Here is a 16274-nt window from a genome sequence, read left to right on the forward strand (position 1 = left end):
CTCTCTCGGTCGGTTTCATCGTCTAAACGCTCTGCTTTCTCCAAAGAACGTCTCATGACCTCGAACCGATCTGCTTCTCCATAAGGCACGATCCAAAAAAATAATAGACCCATTCGATGGTCCTGAATAGCGTAACAACAGGCATTTTTGTGCCTCATATGCTCCGTTATTTTCTTTAACGTGCCTAAAGTGTATTTTTTGGTTCCCGGTTTTCTGTTTTTCTTGACCTGATCCAACGGGATAATCGTGCAAGGCTCCTGAAAAGCGAGTATCACATGTCTTGCCACGATCGGCTGGCGTCCTGACTGTCAAGCACGGATGATTAGGTTGAGTCCATAAAATTAGTTAACTTAACTTTAGCAGCATTCCTCAGAATCCAGCAGCTACAAAGGTTGAAGTGGATTTGGGCTCTGCGAAAGTTGAGTAAGTTAGTTAATTATGCTGTCGTAGTTTAAAAAAGCGGCCCACGATTTGTCTACAAGGGTTCCATTGGTTTGCACAGCGTTGCTGATGATGGTATTGGGAAGGCCTGAAATAAAGAAGAAGCTGTTTCGCAGCCCGCTCCTGCTTGCGAAACAGCTTCCTTTTATAAGATTAGGGGAGATGTGAGAAGGTGAAAAACGTGCTGCTATTGTCGCTGATCTTCTGCTTTTGCAGGCTTCTCAGGGTGTTCGCCATTCACCATCTTGGTAACTCGGCTTTCCAGTTCAGTCTTCCGAGCTTCATACTGCTCGTCAGTCAGTTTTCCTTCTTCCAGTTGTGCGTTCAGCTTTTCGGTCATGGAGGATACCAGCAGATTAATGACATCATCCACGTTCACATTTTGCTCTTTCGCGATGTCAGCCAGGGAGGAACCGGCCTTGATCGCTGTCTTCAACTCGTCGGCGGTTAAGCCGAGCAGAGTGGCCAGTTCCTCATTGTTTCCAAACATGCCGCCGCCCATCATACCACCGCCCATCATGCCGCCATGATCATGTCTCATGCCGAAGCCTTTACTTTCCAGCATTTTGGCAGCCATGTCCGCAAAGTCGGGAGTCTTGGCAGTCTGTGAATCAGTGCTGCTATCGTCAGAGCTTTCTTTGGCCGGACGGTTCGCCGGCACATTCTCCTTCAGCCATGCTTCCAGCTTGGACTGCAGGTCTTCGGTGGAAACACCTTGCGCCTCCGCAATTTCCGCTAGGGTCTTTTCTTTTAGCTCAGACTTGAGCGTGTCCGCATCGAGGGACAGCCACTCCTGCAGCTGGGTCTGCAGCTCGCCTGAACCAAAGCCGAAGCCTCCTCTCGGACCATGTCCGCCTGCTCCCCGGCTGCCTTGATCAGTCGACTTGTCCTGAGCCGCCGCCGTTGTATCCGCCGCCTGCGCCGGTTGGGTAAACCAGATACCGGCCCCTGTAAGTACGGCAAGTGCCATGCTGCCTGCCAGAATGGCTTTTTTCGTATTCTTGCTGTTAGGTTTTAAACTGTTGTTCATACTGTTGAAACGCCACCTTTCTGCTATGTTTTGTGGTACAGGACCTATCATAAATCAGGAAAATGAGTCCAGTCTTAAACTCCGCTGAACGTTTGCTGAATGTATGCTCCGTGGAGAAAAACCGCGCAAAAAAAAGCAGCGGGGAAGCGTATATGCTGCTTCCTCACTGCTTTTGTAAAATTTGGCCTAAGCCTGCCGCGTCAGTCTTATGGAATCTCCCTTGACCAGTGTGACATAAATTCGTTCATTCTCCACTGGCTGGCCTGCCAGAATATCGAGCAGCTGCCCGGCGGCTACCGCGCCCCATTTCCGTTTCGAGTAATCGATGGTGGAGAGACGTGGCTGCAGGTAATGGGCCAGCTCGATATTGTCGAATCCGATCACATGGATATCACGGCCGATTTCAAGCCCCGTGCCGGCCATTCTGTTGTAGAACCCGACGGCCATTTCGTCATTGAGGCAGAATACGGCGGTCGTTCCTTTGAATTCCGAGAGCACCCGCTCGGCCGCCTGCTCGCCGCCTGCTTTGTTGCCAAGCAGCACCTGGTTCACATTCGGGTGGTTCAGCTCGCGGTCGAGAACGATGATTTTATGCCCGCGCTCGGCATATTGCAGCAGCTCCTCACTGGAGAACGTCTGATCCAGCACGATCGCTCCGTCAATCATGCGCTCGGGCAGCATGCGGTGTGACTGCTTGCCGCTGCACACGATCAGATCGTATCCCTTCCGGTTCATAATCTCCTTGATGCCGTACAATAAATCACCGTATACGTCACCGCTAAAATCGGTCAGAAATACACCGATGATGCGGGTTTCCCTTTTCTTCAGATTGCGTGCGGCCGCATTGGGCACATAATTCATTTCTTTGGCAATCGCCAGAATTCTGGCGCATGTTTCCGGCGTCACCTTGTCACTGCCGTTCAGGGCATAAGAGACGGTCGAGATGGAGACGCCTGCCTTACGGGCAATATCTTTAATACTGACCATGGTGTTCCTCCTCTATTTCCAAAAAAGAAATGGCGATCGTGAAGAGATCGCCATCCTCAGCCAATCCGCCGGATGTTGATTACAGCATAATTTCGATCCGGTTGCCATCCGCCAGACAGCCATTGTCAAACTGCTGCCGCGTAATTCTCATACCGCCTTCGCGGTAACGGTTGCCTTCCGGCGTCCATTCCAGGGCGCTGCCGTTCAGGGTCACCGAGCGTTTCCTGCCCTGCAGGCGGTATATGAAGGTGACTGGTGTTCCCGCATAGGCGAATTGGAACTCCAATCCGTCCAGCCCGGCGGGCAGCACTGGATCGATGACGAGATCGCCTTCGCATTGGCGGATGCCCAGGCAGCCCGTGATCAGCTGGTTCATATAGATGCCGGGACCGCTGGAATAAATCCGCCAACCGCCTTTAACCGGAACGGAGCCGTCTTTCAGCTCTGCGAAGCGGTCCTGTGCTTCATAGCGGGTCCGGAACTTGCCGTCCGAGCTGCTGAAGTACGCGTTGCTTTGCCGCAGCTCCGCATGCGGAACCGTGTGCCGGAGGCCCATCGGGTTGATGACGCTGAGCCCGTGCCACGCCTCCTGTGACCGGCCCAGCTTGGCCAGCGCTTCCACGTAGCGGATGTGGGCATGGACGTACTGCAGCCCGATTTCCCGTCCAAAATTGGCAGCCTGCTCCGCCCGCTTGAAATGCGTGCTGACACCGCCGGCATAGAATGCCGGGCGGTTCATGAGGCGAACGCCATCCGGGCACAGCAGCTGCTCGCGGATCAACGCTTCGTGCGCGAGCGCCTGCTCTCTGCTCAGCAGCTCGCTGATCATGCTGCGCGTCATCGGCAGCAAGCGGCAGGAAGGGAGAGAGAGCAGCCGGTAAACGCCGTCCATCTCAACATAAATGCGCTGCCCGACGGCTTTTTGTGCATTTAACGAATTTCTGGCATGGGTGATCATTTTATTGAAATTCGTATTGCCCACCACAAGCTGGGAATTGAATATCCCGTACATGTAGGAGGTGGTTGTGATGATTTCCTCCCTGGAGCCGAGGTGCCCGTCCATCAGAATATGGCCGTGAGGGCGTTCAACACGCAGCTCTTTGGCCGGCAGAACGACATGCTCATAGGTATCTGTAAAAAAGGAGAGCAGCTCGTCACCGTCGCGCTCTTCCTCACGGCGGTTCGGGAAGAGGGCATTAATCTCCTCTTCGCTCAGCGGGAGCGCAGACAACGATGCCCCTGCAGCAAGCGCTGTTCCGGACGGGGCTGGTGCCTGGGACATATCCGCAGGCAATGCAGCGGCAAGGGTGAGCGAAGTGCTCACCTCTTCGCGGGCCTGCGCCAATACGTCTGTGAACTCCAGCGCCGTCACGGCTGCCGGGTGGTCAGCTCTGTACAAGCCGTAGAACACAAAGCCCGCTTTCCCATTCAGAAAGACACGCTCGGATTGAAGCGCCGTATAGGCAAATTCATATTGATAGACTTCATTCGCCAGCGAGTCCTTGAGCAGAGCTTCCGGCAGCTCCGTTTTTTTTATACGATAGGCCGAAGAACTGGAATCCGTCCGTGGAGAAAGCGGACGCTCCCGTCAAGGAGCCTTGCTGCAAGTAAGGGAAGGTCCCTTCCTGCGGCATATTCTGGCGTGAGCATACCGCATATCCCCGGATGTCGTCATGATAGACAGTATGATCAATGTACTGGGACAAATACGCCTCGTTGCTGCGCACGGCGTCTATGCCGGCTATACCGACATCCTGTCCATAAATCAGGTCAGCGGCCACCCCGCTGCCTTCAATTTCAACATCCCAGAACCATACATTGCGGCTGCTCAGGCTGAAAATCACTTTATAGCCGACGTCTTCGGTACGACCTTCCCACATGATATGATTCCGGTGCTTTCGCATCCGGCTGGCCGAGCGGACACCGAGCAGGGGGAAGGAACGGATGCCGTCAGGTCTATGAAGACGGAGATATAAATTGTTGAGAGAACCGTCAATCTCATTGGATAACAGCTGGTTGATCATTATGCTGCCGGAGCGAATCTGATAAATATCTCCGCTGTTCAGAAATTCAAAGCACAGATTGCCTGCCTGCAGGCGGGTTCCGGAGTCGGTGTACGTACCTGCCGTCCGTAACCAATTGATCATTCTCGCGGTATGGAGGGGGATCGGGCTGAACATGATCATCTTCATCGCGGCGATCAAGGGGATTCCGAAATCCTATTATGAGGCGGCTCAGCTGGACGGGGCAAATAGCTGGCAGCAAATCTGGTATATCACACTGCCGCAGCTGCGCTTTGCGATCTTTTTTGTCTCGATCACCACGATGATCGGCTGGCTGCAGTTTTTCGAGGAGCCGTTTGTCATGACCGACGGCGGCCCGCTCGACGGCACGATCTCGGCCGCTCTGTTCATTTACAACAACGGATTTAAGTTCAGCCAGTTTGGTTATGCGGCGGCGGGGTCATTCGTGCTGTTCTTTGCGATCATCGCGATCACATTGATCCAGTTCCGTCTGCAGAACAAAGCGGAGTCCTGAGAGGGAGAGGTAATCCTATGAAAATAGCAAAAGCGTTTCAATGGACGGTCGGCATACTCCTGACGATTGGCGGGCTGTTGGTGCTGCTCCCCTTTGTATGGATGATCCTGTCTTCCTTCAAGCTGGAAGCAGAAGTCAAGCAGATTCCGCCAACGCTCTGGCCGCAGCAATTCACGCTGGAGAACTTCCGCAATCTGTTTGACAACATGGCCTTCGGGGTTTATTTGAAAAATACGCTGATCATTGTTTTTTTCTCGTTCATCGGCCTGTTCCTGAACGCGATGGCCGGATATGGTTTTGCCAAGTTCCATTTTAAAGGAAGAGGAGTCCTCTTTTATCTGGTGCTGGCTACGATGATGATCCCGGGACAGGTGACCATGATCCCTGTATATCTGATCCTCAACCAGCTGCATCTGACCAACTCGATGACAGGTATCGTGCTGCCGGGACTGGTGGGGGCGTTTGCAATCTTTTTGTTCCGCCAGTTTATGACCACTATTCCGGACGAACTGCTTGAGGCGACCCGTCTGGATGGAGCGGGAGAGTTCCGGACCTTTCTGCAGATTGTGCTTCCGATTTCGACGCCGATTCTGGCGGTGCAGGCCATACTGACCTTTATCGGGGGCTGGAACAGCTTTCTGTGGCCGCTCATCGTTGCCAATGATGAGAAGCTGTATACCCTGTCGGTCGGCCTCTCTTTGCTGAAGGGACAGAACGAGAGCCAATTTGCACTGCAAATGGCCGGATCGGCCTTCATGGTCGTTCCGATCATCATCATTTTTCAAAAGTATATTATCGACAACTACACCATTTCAGGCATCAAGTAGCGTGAACGATCAAGTATTTTGCCAGGCCTTTGCCGCAGCAAGCAATGATGTGATAACTTTAATGATAATTATGTAAAGGCGTAGAGAGGGGAACGGAGAGATGGACGACAAAAACCTGTTGCTAAAGGCCTTCAATGAGGCGGAATATCGCCTGCCTGGTCACGGTAAGCGCAATGTTCAGGTGCTCAAGGAGGCGCTGGATGCAGTGGAAGACACGCTGGAAAGCGACCATTATGGAGCAGGACAGGTCATTGAGGATTTTCAGAACAAGATGGCCACCATGCTGGGAAAGGAAACAGCCGTGTTTTTTCCCAGCGGAACGATGGCCCAGCAGATTGCCCTGCGGATTTGGTGTGACGTAAAAAAGCTAAAAAGAGTTGCGTACCATCCCTTATGCCATCTGGAAATCCATGAGGAGGGCGGCTTGAAGGAGCTGCATCATATCGAGAGTGTGCTGCTCGCAGACAAAGACCGACTGATCCAACTGGAGGATGTCCGGCAAATGCCGGAGGACATCGCCTGTCTGCTGCTTGAACTTCCGCAGCGTGAAATCGGTGGACAGTTGCCCGAGTATGAGGAGCTTGAAGCCATATCGGCATACTGCCGCAGCAAGGGCATCAAGCTGCATATGGACGGAGCGCGTCTGCTGGAGGTTACGCCGTATTATCAGAAGACAGCCGCAGAGATCAGCAGCCTGTTCGATAGTGTATATATATCGGTCTATAAAGGCATTGGAGGGATTGCAGGGGCTGTATTGGCGGGGGAAAGCGACTTTATCCAAGAGTCCAAGGTATGGAAAAGGCGTCATGGTGGTGATCTGATCAGCCTGTATCCTTATATTCTGAGTGCCGATTATTATTTCAACCTGCGGCAGGACAAAATGCAGCAATATTACCGTGAAGCCAAGGAACTGGCTGCCTTGTACAACGAGTGTCATGGCATAACCACTCTTCCGGAGGTGCCTGTATCCAATATGTTTCATGTGCATGCCCATGTGCCGAAGGAGAAGCTTGAGCCTGTGCTGGTGGAGATTTATAAAGCGACAGGGGTCGGCCTGACCGGTTATCTCACTGCTGCTGCTGACACTTCATGCCAGTATGAGGTCAGCATCGGTGACCGGTATGCGGAAATGCCCAAAGAGAAGCTTAAGGCAGCCTTTCAAATGCTGGATGAGAAGCTTCGTACATTGGGGTAAATCGTTTAATTCAGCAGAGGGGCGGATATCAAACCGCCCCTCTTGCTTGTTGATCAGGAAGAGTTCATCAGCAGAACAGTCAGATCGTCCTGCCTTCGCCTTAACACTTGCGGTGTCCAGGTCGAATTTTGCTCGATGAATATTTTGTTGGCCCGGAACGCGTCAATTCTGTTTTTTAAATAGATGGTCTTCTTCTTCTCAAAATCCTGGTTGCTTAAAGCGCTGTTCTTCTTCTGGCTGATCAGCACCAGGTTAGCGAGACGGTTTGTCCAATATCTGCGGTCCGCTTCGCTGAAATCCTTGACCCATTGGCTGTTTTTTGGCGGATTTTGCGGCAGCACATGCTCCACTGTAATGTACTGGTAATTGGATAAGTGCACGGTGTTGTCTCCCGATAAAAATTCGATCTTCAGAAGCAAATACCGGGTGTATTGCTTTTTGTACACATCTCCCTGAATGTTTCTTCTGAACTCCTCCGCATCAATCTTGAAAAGGGCAGGATTGCCGAGCAGATCATGCAGACGGCTTTCCGGGGTTTGGTCAATCGCTTTCAAGATGTTATTCATAGCCTCCAGCCGGGTGGTGGGCGTCACGCCGCATACCCAGTCGCCGGTGAATTTGTACTCCAGCTTCTTCAGAAATTCTCCTAGGCGGCCCAAACCGAATTTGGCATAGTAGTGCATCAATGGAGGCACCCATTCCTCCGAACGGAAGCCGATCTTCATGATGGTCAGCAGGTTCTTGATGCTGTTGTTTAAATGCTCGTTTTGCAGCTCAATGATCTGTTCATAGATGTCATTGTATTTGTTAACAAAATCGAACGTTTCTTTCCCTAAACGGAGCAGGGGGAGCTGCGAAGAGTCCAGGTGATAGATCTTGTCGTTGAATTCCTCCAGCAGATTGGCCCGGGCCTTTTCCTGAACCAGAATGCTCCTTAAGAATTGCAGGAAACGGTCAAAATCATGTCCATGCTTGCCTTCGATTTCTTCCCATATTTTTGCATACTTGTTCTTTTCCCTTTCCGTCGGCAAGGCCCCAATGTTCTGCGATTTCAAGACATCGGCGTTGGTCAGCGGGATGCCGCGGTTATTCAGAATCGTGAACAGCCGGAACGCATCCTCCGTATTCTCCGTGGAGACGTAGATGAAGAGGGCCCTGTTAAAGACAAACTTCAGAAATTCTTCCAGGCTGCCTGTTTGCTTCTGCTGCAGGAAGAACTCACGCATGATCAGTGCGCTGTTAGCCATATTCGAGATCGACAGGTTGTCATTGCTGCTGTCCGCGTACAACTTCAGTGCAGCCGTTTGTGTCGTGCCTTCCGGCTGGATGATAAACCCGTGAATAAACCCTTCTACATTATCTCTGATTTTGTAAGTAATCCTGGAGCGGGACGGAATGTTCTCCAGAATGTTTTCTTCCTGATAAATCTTTTTTTGCAGGGTGTTCTTAAACTGCTGATTGCTGATGATATCCCGGAGAACAGCCAGCATGATAAAGAGGGTGGTTAACCGCTGCTGCCCGTCCAATACCTCATATTCAGGGAAGCTGCTCATGTTGTATCTTTTTAACACCAGGGTCCCAAGGAAGTAATCTTTATCCGGCTTATGAATAAATGCAAAATACAGATCCTCCAGCAGCTCGATGATATTGTCCGTTTTCCACACGTAGGACCGCTGATATTCAGGGATCAGAAACCAGAAGTTTTCCGAGAAAACCTTCTGCAAAAACTCTTTGTCCGCTTCGATAGTTCCTGCCGGCAATCGTGTTCACCTTCCTTAAGTATAAAATGATCCAAGCCAAAATACCGTTATGTAAAAAACCGGTTCAAGAAGGAAATCCGGTTACCAGGATGGAAAATAAAAACACCCGTTCCAATTTTGCAATCAGCACGGATGTCATATGTATGGACTTGTTATTCAATTGTTCCCCTTGCGCAGCCACGCCAAAAATGAGATTCTATCTATAAGCGCCTGGTCTCACCTATAACGCTGCAGGGTGCGGGACCATACTCCTATTTTAGCACAATAGTTCGCTGTAAACCATAATATTCAAAAAAAACAATGACATGTAATGTAAGCGCATCAATTTACAATAACTGTATTCATTTCCCTGGCGAACTGCTTCCAAATGTGTTGGGGTTAATCCTTTCAAATATTTGGAATAAACTGGCCAAGCCCGAATACATTCTTAATATAATCTATCAGAGAGGAAATGATTGTATTGAGAAATGTAAGCATGGGGCTTGTTACAGCCAACGGAATTGAATTTGAGGGCCTGTACTACTCTTGCCAATTGGCGATTTTTGAAAACTGGTTTGATATGGCAAGAGTTGAAGGAGATTGGAAGATACTGGTGGTCTATAATACTGGAATGGATGCGACCATTGAGGTTTTCCATACTCCGACTGGAAAATGGGTGATGGCCAGAAATATACCCGGCTCCGCCCCGGCGTCCGGACATGCGGAAGGTGAGCATATCCGGCAAAGCCTGAACAAGCTTATGAGATCAGGAGAATTGCAGCCGGCTGCAGAGCTGGAATGATCCAGCGGAAAAAAGAGAGGGGCAAGCCCATGGCTTGCCCCTCTCTTCCATCTGACTGCAGTTGCAGTTGTAGTCCTTCTCCCCACTTATCCCCCCCAAGTAAATTCCACCACATTGCTGGGCTGGTTGCCGATCAGCAAGCGGTTGTCAACCGGCTCGAGATGATAATCAAGCACAGAGCTCATATAAAACTTTTCAATTTCCGACTCTTCGTGGATGTCCATCCGGAAAGAGACGTCCAGCAAGTCCCCGACAGGCATGTTGCGCAGAATGACCGTGATGACATTCATTGCATCCGTCTCCAGCGGGACATGAATCCCGTTGATGATAAAGCTCCCCGGCACCAGACGGGCACACTGCGGCAATGTGGTCCGGTACTGGACATACATGCAGGTCGTCGAACCGGTATTGGTGATGACCGTCCGGCTGGTGACGACGTCTCCCAGCTTGACAACGTCATGGTCCGCAGATTGATCCAGCTTCATTACGGCATCCCGACCCAGCACCCGTTGGGCGATCAGGTAGGGATGAGGCGACTCGTTACGCACACGGGGGTATAACGGCTGATTTTTCAGGCCCTTTTCCAGCGCGAAGGTGTCCGTGTAGGTCTGATGTGTGGTTCCTTCAAGCACATGCAGCTCGGAGGCCAGGGACAGGCTGGTCGTAATTTCCGGCAGCCCGGCCAACCAGGACTCCCATAACGGAGCCTCCGGCTCCGATTGAACATGAAGCGAGAGATGGCATGGAGGAAGGAAGGGGCAGTTGTAGATGATTGGAAGATGCCAGACCAGCGAGTCGGGATCACCGGATTTAGGGGTAATGGAATATTCAGAATTAGAGTTCATCTGTACAAAGAATGTGATGTCCTTCATATGAACATAACGCCCGGTGAAGCTGTCCCGGAATACGGATTCCAGCTCAACCGTCAATCTGTTGTCCCTTGTTACAATCTCCACTGCGGATGCGGGCTGCTCGGAATACCAGATCAGAGGCGCTCGTACGATGCAGTAGCTGAGATCTTCTATATGGAGCAGCGTGCTGTGTCCCTCCGTGTTGGAGATCCATGTCATGCCCAGGCGATCCGCCTTGTCGAATAATTCCATGTCCACTCAACCTTTCTATCCGGATTCAAAGCTGGTTCATTCTATGTGAAGGAAACATGATAAAGACCACCACTCCCTGAAAAAGAGAAAGGTGCTCTTTGTCCCTGCTCCTTTTTAAATGAAATGTCTTGTCCACAGGCATCCTTCCGCAGCATCGTGCTTATAAATATAGGGGAACCGGCAGAGAAGTCTCCGTACACATGATTTTGCGTGCAGCATATGGATAAACCAGGAAAGCGGGGCGATGTTATTCTGATCAGTATTGTAATTTTAACCCGGAACCAGCTGGCGCTGACCCAGGCGTGCCTGGAGAGCATCCGGCGTCACACTCGGGAGCCGTATGAGCTAGTTCTCGTCGATAACGGATCCACGGACGGGACACTGGATTATCTGCGCTCGCAGCCGGATGTGAATCTTATTGAGAACGGGGAGAATAAGGGATTTGCCAGGGGATGCAATCAGGGATTTGAGCGCTCAAGCGGAGATTACATCATGTTTCTGAACAACGATACGGTGGTGACCGAGAATTGGATGACCCATCTGCTGCGGGCACTGAATGACGATTCGAGAATCGGCATGGTAGGCCCTGTGACCAATTATTCCAGCGGTCATCAGCAGGTCAGTGTGTCGTACAGCACACTGGAAGGCTTGGACGATTTTTCGAGACAGCATCAGGAAATCTATGGGGGCATCTATTCCGAGGTCCGCAGGCTTGTCGGATTTTGTTTGCTGACCAAAAGGTCTGTGCTTGAAGAAGTCGGCCTGTTCGACGAAATATACGGGCTTGGCAATTACGAGGACGATGACCTGAGTCTGAGGCTTCTTCGCAGCGGATACGGCATGCGGGTGGCGCTGGACTCCTTCATCCATCATGTCGGTCATGCGACAACCCAGAATGAGCTTCCTGGCAGCAACCTTGCGCAGCTGCTGCATCGGAACGCCGAGATTGCCACCCGGAAATGGGGGAGCAATATTCATCAGCTTATTTATCAGCCGGAGCTCTCCGTTGCGGCCTGTCTGGTGGTCATGAACGCGGAAGGCATTTTGCCCCGAACCCTTGATTCCTTGACGAATGATTTGGAGAAAACCATCGTGGTCGATCTGGGCTCCACAGACTCCACCAGTGACATCGCCCGGTCCTATTCCGCTGAATTTTATTCCTTGACAGAGGCTGGCAGCAAGATCCACACCGCTTACGATGCCTTTGAGAACATCAAATCCGAATACGTGCTGTGGTTATATCAGGGCGATGTGCTGTCAGACAAGGATATTCGCATCCTGCGTGCGCTGAAGCTGTCAACGGAAGGCAGCCCGGACATGATTACCGTCGATTTCTGCGATGGTTTGAACAAAAATGAGTATTTAGCGCCTATCGCGCAGCGTTATATGATCAAGCGCGATCTGGCGGCCCGTAAGTTGTCGACCATACTATTCGGGGTTACGGTCGAGAAACCATCCTGATTAGAAGAGGAGCGTGAAGTGCAGGTGATAGAAGAAGGATTGTTGTCCCTGTGTATGATCGTCAAGAACGAAGAGAAGTGGCTGCCGCGATGCCTGGAGAGCGTTAAGGGCGTGGTGGATGAAATCATTATCGTCGACACCGGATCAACAGACCGGACGAAAGAGATCGCGCAGGAGTATGGAGCGGCTGTCCATGATTTTGAATGGAACGACAGCTTTGCGGATGCGCGGAATTATGGACTGGAGCAGGCCAGGGGAGAATGGATTCTTTGGCTGGATGCTGATGAAGAGGTGGATGCAGAAGGCAGGGAGCATCTGCGGGACGTCCTTTCACAGCAGGAGTGCTTCTTCGGCCGGATCAAGGTTGTGAATTATTACGGAACCTTCCCGGTGAGCTATGACCGCTCCCATATTATGAATCAATACCGCCTGTTCCGTAACGATCCGCAGCTGCGTTTTGCGGGGGCGATTCATGAGCAGCTGGATGTCGAGGCCCTGGACCTGCCCAGGAATTCCGTATTTGTGCTGCCCGTGACCCTGCATCACTACGGTTATTTGGAAGAAACCGTCGCAGAGAAAGGCAAGAAAGAACGGAATTTGCGGCTGCTGGAAAAAGCGCTGGAGGCCGAAAACCATGATCCATGGCTCGATTATCATTATGCAAGCGAGCTTTACCGCAGCGAGAAGTTAGCTGAAGCCTTCGAACGGGTGAATGTATCGATTGCAAGCTTTCTGAAATCCCGGAGAAAACCGCCTTCCTTATTTTATAAGCTAAAATATTCCATACTTATGGCCCTTGGCAGCTACGAGGGCGGATGGCCCGGCATTGAGCTGGCCATCAAGCTGTATCCGGATTATGTAGACCTGCATTTTTATAAAGGTGTCATTCTGATGAGCATGCAAAAATTTACCGAGGCCATTGAAGCCTTCGAGTATTGTCTCACGCTGGATGAAGACCATCCGTCCTATCTGACCATGGTTGGAACGGGCAGCTTCCTGACCTGGTATTATATCGGCAGCTGTTATGAGCTGATGGAGAATCTGCCCAAGGCGGAGCAGGCCTATCGCAAATCGCTGGAGCTGTCGGATACGATGGAGCAGGCCAGGGAAGCGCTGCAGAAGCTGGGTGTTTCTGAATCTGCCCCAGAGAACTGAAGAGGAGAGTCACGATGATTACGATCAGCTTATGTATGATTGTGCGAAATGAAGAAGAAGGACTGGGCCGCTGCCTCTCCGCCATCCGGGAAGCAGTGGACGAGTTTGTGATTGTGGATACCGGATCGACCGATCGTACGAAAGAAATCGCCGCGAAATATACGGAGCATGTCTATGATTTTACATGGATCGACGATTTCGCCGCTGCCCGTAATTTCTCCTTCAGCAAGGCGACGAAGGAGTTCATCATGTGGCTGGATGCCGATGATGTGATCGACGAGGCCAGTGTGAAGAAATTAAAGGAGCTGAAGCGTACCCTGGCTCCGGAGATTGACCGGGTGACCATGCCGTATAATCTGGCTTTTGACGCTTCAGGCAACGTGACATTCAGTATGCGCAGATTCCGGCTGGTGCGCAGATCCCGCAATTTCAAGTGGGAGGGGCCGGTGCATGAGCTGCTGATCACGGACGGACCTATGCTCAATAGCGATGTGGCAGTGGCTCACTTTAAGGATAAGCCATATACAGACCGCAATCTGCAAATTTATCTGGCCCGAGAACGAAGAGGGGAGCAGTTCACACCGCGCGATCTGTACTATTTCGGTAATGAGCTGCGCGATAACGGACGGAACGAGGAAGCGATCACATACTACAACAAATTTCTGGATACGAGGCAAGGGTGGGTAGAGGATAACATCCAGGCCTGCCTGAAAATGGGGGATTGCTACAATAGAATGGAGCGGTATCAAGAAGCTGTCGCCGCTATGAGCCGGTCGCTGTGGTATGATGCGCCGAGGCCGCAATATTGCTCCAATCTGGGTGATATCTTTCTGCATTTGGGCCATCATCAGGTGGCCATCTACTGGTATAAGCAGGCGTACCAAATGGATGGGGCGGCGGAATCGATGGCGATGACCAGCAAGATGATCACCACCTGGTATCCTCATCTGCAGATTTGCCTCTGTTATGACAAGCTCGGGCAGCAAGAGTTGGCCAGCGAACATAACGAGAAAGCGCTGGCCTTCAACCCGCAGCATCCGAGCATGCTCTATAACCGCAAATATTTCATGGGTGTACTGGGCTCGCGTTTTGTCAGGGGAGAAGGCACACCGGAGATTGAGACGGCATAGTATACACCAGAAAGTGAGTAATTCTTGAATAAAGGTTCAGCGTGTGGAGGCGCCCACGAGGTGCTTGTCGCGCTGGACATTTTTTCAAATCTGCTTCAACAGACCAAAAAACGACTGCCATCGACCATTTCGTTGGCAGTCGTGTAAAATCATTGTTATGTTGAACATGATCGTCGGGACAGGGCGATTAACGGTATGTAGTGTTAAATGTACCCTCACCTGATGTTTGGTCAGGCGGATAAGTCGGGGTATCGTTTGAGCCAGGAGAGATGCTGGACAGTACGGTTTCCAGCTTCATTTGCAGCAGCAGTTCCTTGCGAACGACCTCTGTCAGCGTCTGGCGCACACCCTTGCTCACCTTCAGGATGTCGTCAATCGAGGCGGCTGTGCCTGTTCCATGCAGAGTGCCGACAACATGCTGGATATTCTCGGCTTCGGCGTTAATGATATGGCTGAGGCTGATTTCCTCCATCGCCATGGACACGAGCAGCAGGTTGACGGCACCGCTGTGGTCGACTGTGATCGTAGGGGTGATATTCGGAATAGTAGGATAAGACACAGGTAAATTCCTCCTTAAAATGTGTTATGGTCGCGATGATACGTAAATGACTTCACCTCCCCATAGGGTAAACGCTACTATCGATGGTTTAGTATATAAGCTTCTCAACCTGTACTATTACCCCTCTTATAAATAAAAATCAATAACACATTCAGCAAAAGCTACATACATTATCCTAGGACTTAACCCACCCCCGCCGGAATAAGGAGTTATCGCAAGAGAGAGGATGTGTAAAAATGTCGCAGGCAAACATTCCTAATATTACGCCTTACATTTCTCTTACAAGAGACGGAGCAGTAGACCTGATATTGTCATCGATCGCCATGCAAGAGCTTGGGCTGAGCCATATCATCAATGCCGAAGCGGAGAAGATCCAGTACGCGTTGGGCACGCTGCCGGGAGGCGGCCTCAATCCACCGCCGAGTCTCGATGAAATTACAGCGCTGAACTGCAATGTGCGCGAGACGCTTAGTGAAGTGATGAAGACGGAAATGGTTCTTCAGAACAAGATGGATTCATTGAAGAATTTTGTGAAATGCGCGAATGGCGCCAAAGGTCCGACAGGTCCGCAAGGCCCGGCAGGCCCAGCAGGTCCGCAAGGTCCAGCAGGTCCGCAAGGTCCAGCAGGTCCGCAGGGTTCGATAGGTCCGCAGGGTCCAATAGGTCCGCAAGGTCCAATAGGTCCGCAAGGTCCAGCAGGTCCAGAAGGCCCGCAAGGTCCAGAAGGCTCGCAAGGTCCAGCAGGCCCAGCAGGCCCGCAAGGTCCGAAAGGCGATCAAGGTCCGGCAGGCCCGCAAGGTCCGAAAGGCGATCAAGGTTCGGCAGGCCCGCAAGGTCCACAGGGTCCGCAAGGTCCTCCAGGACAATGCGAATGCCAAAAATGCTGCTGCAGAAAGTGCCATTGCAACTGCTGCATTTGCAACCAGTGTGTGCCGAGCTGCGGCAAAGTGTATCTCACCCTGCCGACAGAAAGCGATGTCTCGGATATGACCTATGATGAAGATGAGGTCATCGTGCACAATCCTGGATTGTACTATATGGAATGGAATGTCTCGCTGGGGCCGTCGCAGCCATCGCCATCGCTGTTCTCGCTGCTGATCAATGACCAGCCTTACAGCGGATCGTCGACCTATGCGAGCTACGGTATCCTTTCCTCCAGCAGAGTCGGTTATCTGAACGCGGGAGACCGGATCAGCATCTCGAACCGCTCCGATTCGGAACGCTACCTGCAGAGTGCGATCGCAGGCAATACGGCAGGCCATCTGTCCATCTTTATGATCAGCCAGTGATTTCCATGCACATATATA

The 16274-nt window shown here is 51.5% G+C and carries 12 protein-coding genes and 2 pseudogenes; 8 read left to right on the forward strand and 6 right to left on the reverse strand.

The window, feature by feature from the left end; all coding sequences use genetic code 11:
• Nucleotides 1-628: 628 nt before the first annotated feature.
• The 3 genes and pseudogenes from ACE5LO_RS19535 to ACE5LO_RS19545 all read right to left on the reverse strand — a co-directional run bounded on the left by ACE5LO_RS19535 (nucleotide 629) and on the right by ACE5LO_RS19545 (nucleotide 4605).
• A complete protein-coding gene (locus ACE5LO_RS19535; RefSeq protein WP_375521681.1) occupies nucleotides 629-1471 on the reverse strand; it encodes a hypothetical protein in 843 nt (280 codons plus the stop codon).
• Between the two features lie 186 nt (nucleotides 1472-1657).
• Nucleotides 1658-2458 (reverse strand): LacI family DNA-binding transcriptional regulator, encoded by an 801-nt coding sequence (locus tag ACE5LO_RS19540; RefSeq protein WP_375521682.1) that lies wholly within the window; start codon nucleotides 2456-2458, stop codon nucleotides 1658-1660.
• Between the two features lie 79 nt (nucleotides 2459-2537).
• Nucleotides 2538-4605, reverse strand: a pseudogene (locus ACE5LO_RS19545) (hypothetical protein).
• Here ACE5LO_RS19545 and ACE5LO_RS19550 point away from each other — a divergent pair.
• From ACE5LO_RS19550 to ACE5LO_RS19560, 3 genes and pseudogenes are all read left to right on the forward strand, one after another.
• Nucleotides 4598-4996: pseudogene (locus ACE5LO_RS19550) on the forward strand (carbohydrate ABC transporter permease); the annotation flags it as partial. The pseudogenes ACE5LO_RS19545 and ACE5LO_RS19550 overlap by 8 nt on opposite strands.
• Before the next feature lie 17 nt (nucleotides 4997-5013).
• On the forward strand, nucleotides 5014-5823 hold the full coding sequence (locus ACE5LO_RS19555; RefSeq protein ID WP_375521683.1) for a carbohydrate ABC transporter permease: 810 nt from the start codon (nucleotides 5014-5016) through the stop codon (nucleotides 5821-5823).
• Nucleotides 5824-5923: 100 nt separating this feature from the next.
• Nucleotides 5924-7018: a threonine aldolase family protein gene (locus ACE5LO_RS19560; protein WP_375521684.1), complete on the forward strand. Its 1095-nt coding sequence runs from the start codon at nucleotides 5924-5926 to the stop codon at nucleotides 7016-7018.
• A gap of 53 nt (nucleotides 7019-7071) precedes the next feature.
• On the opposite strand, the gene ACE5LO_RS19565 is transcribed toward ACE5LO_RS19560, so the two are convergent.
• A complete protein-coding gene (locus tag ACE5LO_RS19565) occupies nucleotides 7072-8778 on the reverse strand; it encodes a DUF262 domain-containing protein (protein ID WP_375521685.1) in 1707 nt (568 codons plus the stop codon).
• 460 nt (nucleotides 8779-9238) lie between these two features.
• Between ACE5LO_RS19565 and ACE5LO_RS19570 the strand changes: the two genes are divergently transcribed.
• Nucleotides 9239-9559 (forward strand): hypothetical protein, encoded by a 321-nt coding sequence (locus ACE5LO_RS19570; protein WP_375521686.1) that lies wholly within the window; start codon nucleotides 9239-9241, stop codon nucleotides 9557-9559.
• An 86-nt stretch (nucleotides 9560-9645) separates the two neighbouring features.
• Here ACE5LO_RS19570 and ACE5LO_RS19575 read toward each other — a convergent pair whose 3' ends face one another.
• Nucleotides 9646-10662 carry a hypothetical protein gene (locus ACE5LO_RS19575; RefSeq protein WP_375521687.1) on the reverse strand — a complete coding sequence of 339 codons (1017 nt, stop codon included), beginning with the start codon at nucleotides 10660-10662 and terminating at the stop codon, nucleotides 9646-9648.
• A 219-nt stretch (nucleotides 10663-10881) separates the two neighbouring features.
• On the opposite strand from ACE5LO_RS19575, the gene ACE5LO_RS19580 reads away from it, so the two are divergent.
• Genes ACE5LO_RS19580 through ACE5LO_RS19590 form a run of 3 tightly spaced genes read left to right on the forward strand, consistent with a single transcriptional unit; the run spans nucleotide 10882 to nucleotide 14408 of the window.
• A complete protein-coding gene (locus ACE5LO_RS19580; RefSeq protein WP_375521688.1) occupies nucleotides 10882-12123 on the forward strand; it encodes a glycosyltransferase family 2 protein in 1242 nt (413 codons plus the stop codon).
• 18 nt (nucleotides 12124-12141) lie between these two features.
• Entirely contained in the window at nucleotides 12142-13278 is a 1137-nt protein-coding gene (locus ACE5LO_RS19585; RefSeq protein WP_375521689.1) for a glycosyltransferase, read from the forward strand.
• A gap of 14 nt (nucleotides 13279-13292) precedes the next feature.
• On the forward strand, nucleotides 13293-14408 hold the full coding sequence (locus tag ACE5LO_RS19590; protein ID WP_375521690.1) for a glycosyltransferase: 1116 nt from the start codon (nucleotides 13293-13295) through the stop codon (nucleotides 14406-14408).
• A gap of 187 nt (nucleotides 14409-14595) precedes the next feature.
• Here ACE5LO_RS19590 and ACE5LO_RS19595 read toward each other — a convergent pair whose 3' ends face one another.
• Nucleotides 14596-14967, reverse strand: a complete 372-nt coding sequence (locus ACE5LO_RS19595; RefSeq protein ID WP_375521691.1) for an alpha-helical endospore appendage domain-containing protein — start codon at nucleotides 14965-14967, stop codon at nucleotides 14596-14598.
• Nucleotides 14968-15203: 236 nt separating this feature from the next.
• On the opposite strand from ACE5LO_RS19595, the gene ACE5LO_RS19600 reads away from it, so the two are divergent.
• Nucleotides 15204-16256, forward strand: a complete 1053-nt coding sequence (locus tag ACE5LO_RS19600; RefSeq protein WP_375521692.1) for an alpha-helical endospore appendage domain-containing protein — start codon at nucleotides 15204-15206, stop codon at nucleotides 16254-16256.
• The last annotated feature ends 18 nt before the right edge of the window (nucleotides 16257-16274 follow it).

This window comes from Paenibacillus medicaginis, from assembly GCF_042138635.1.
Classification (GTDB): Bacteria; Bacillota; Bacilli; order Paenibacillales; family Paenibacillaceae; genus Paenibacillus; species Paenibacillus medicaginis.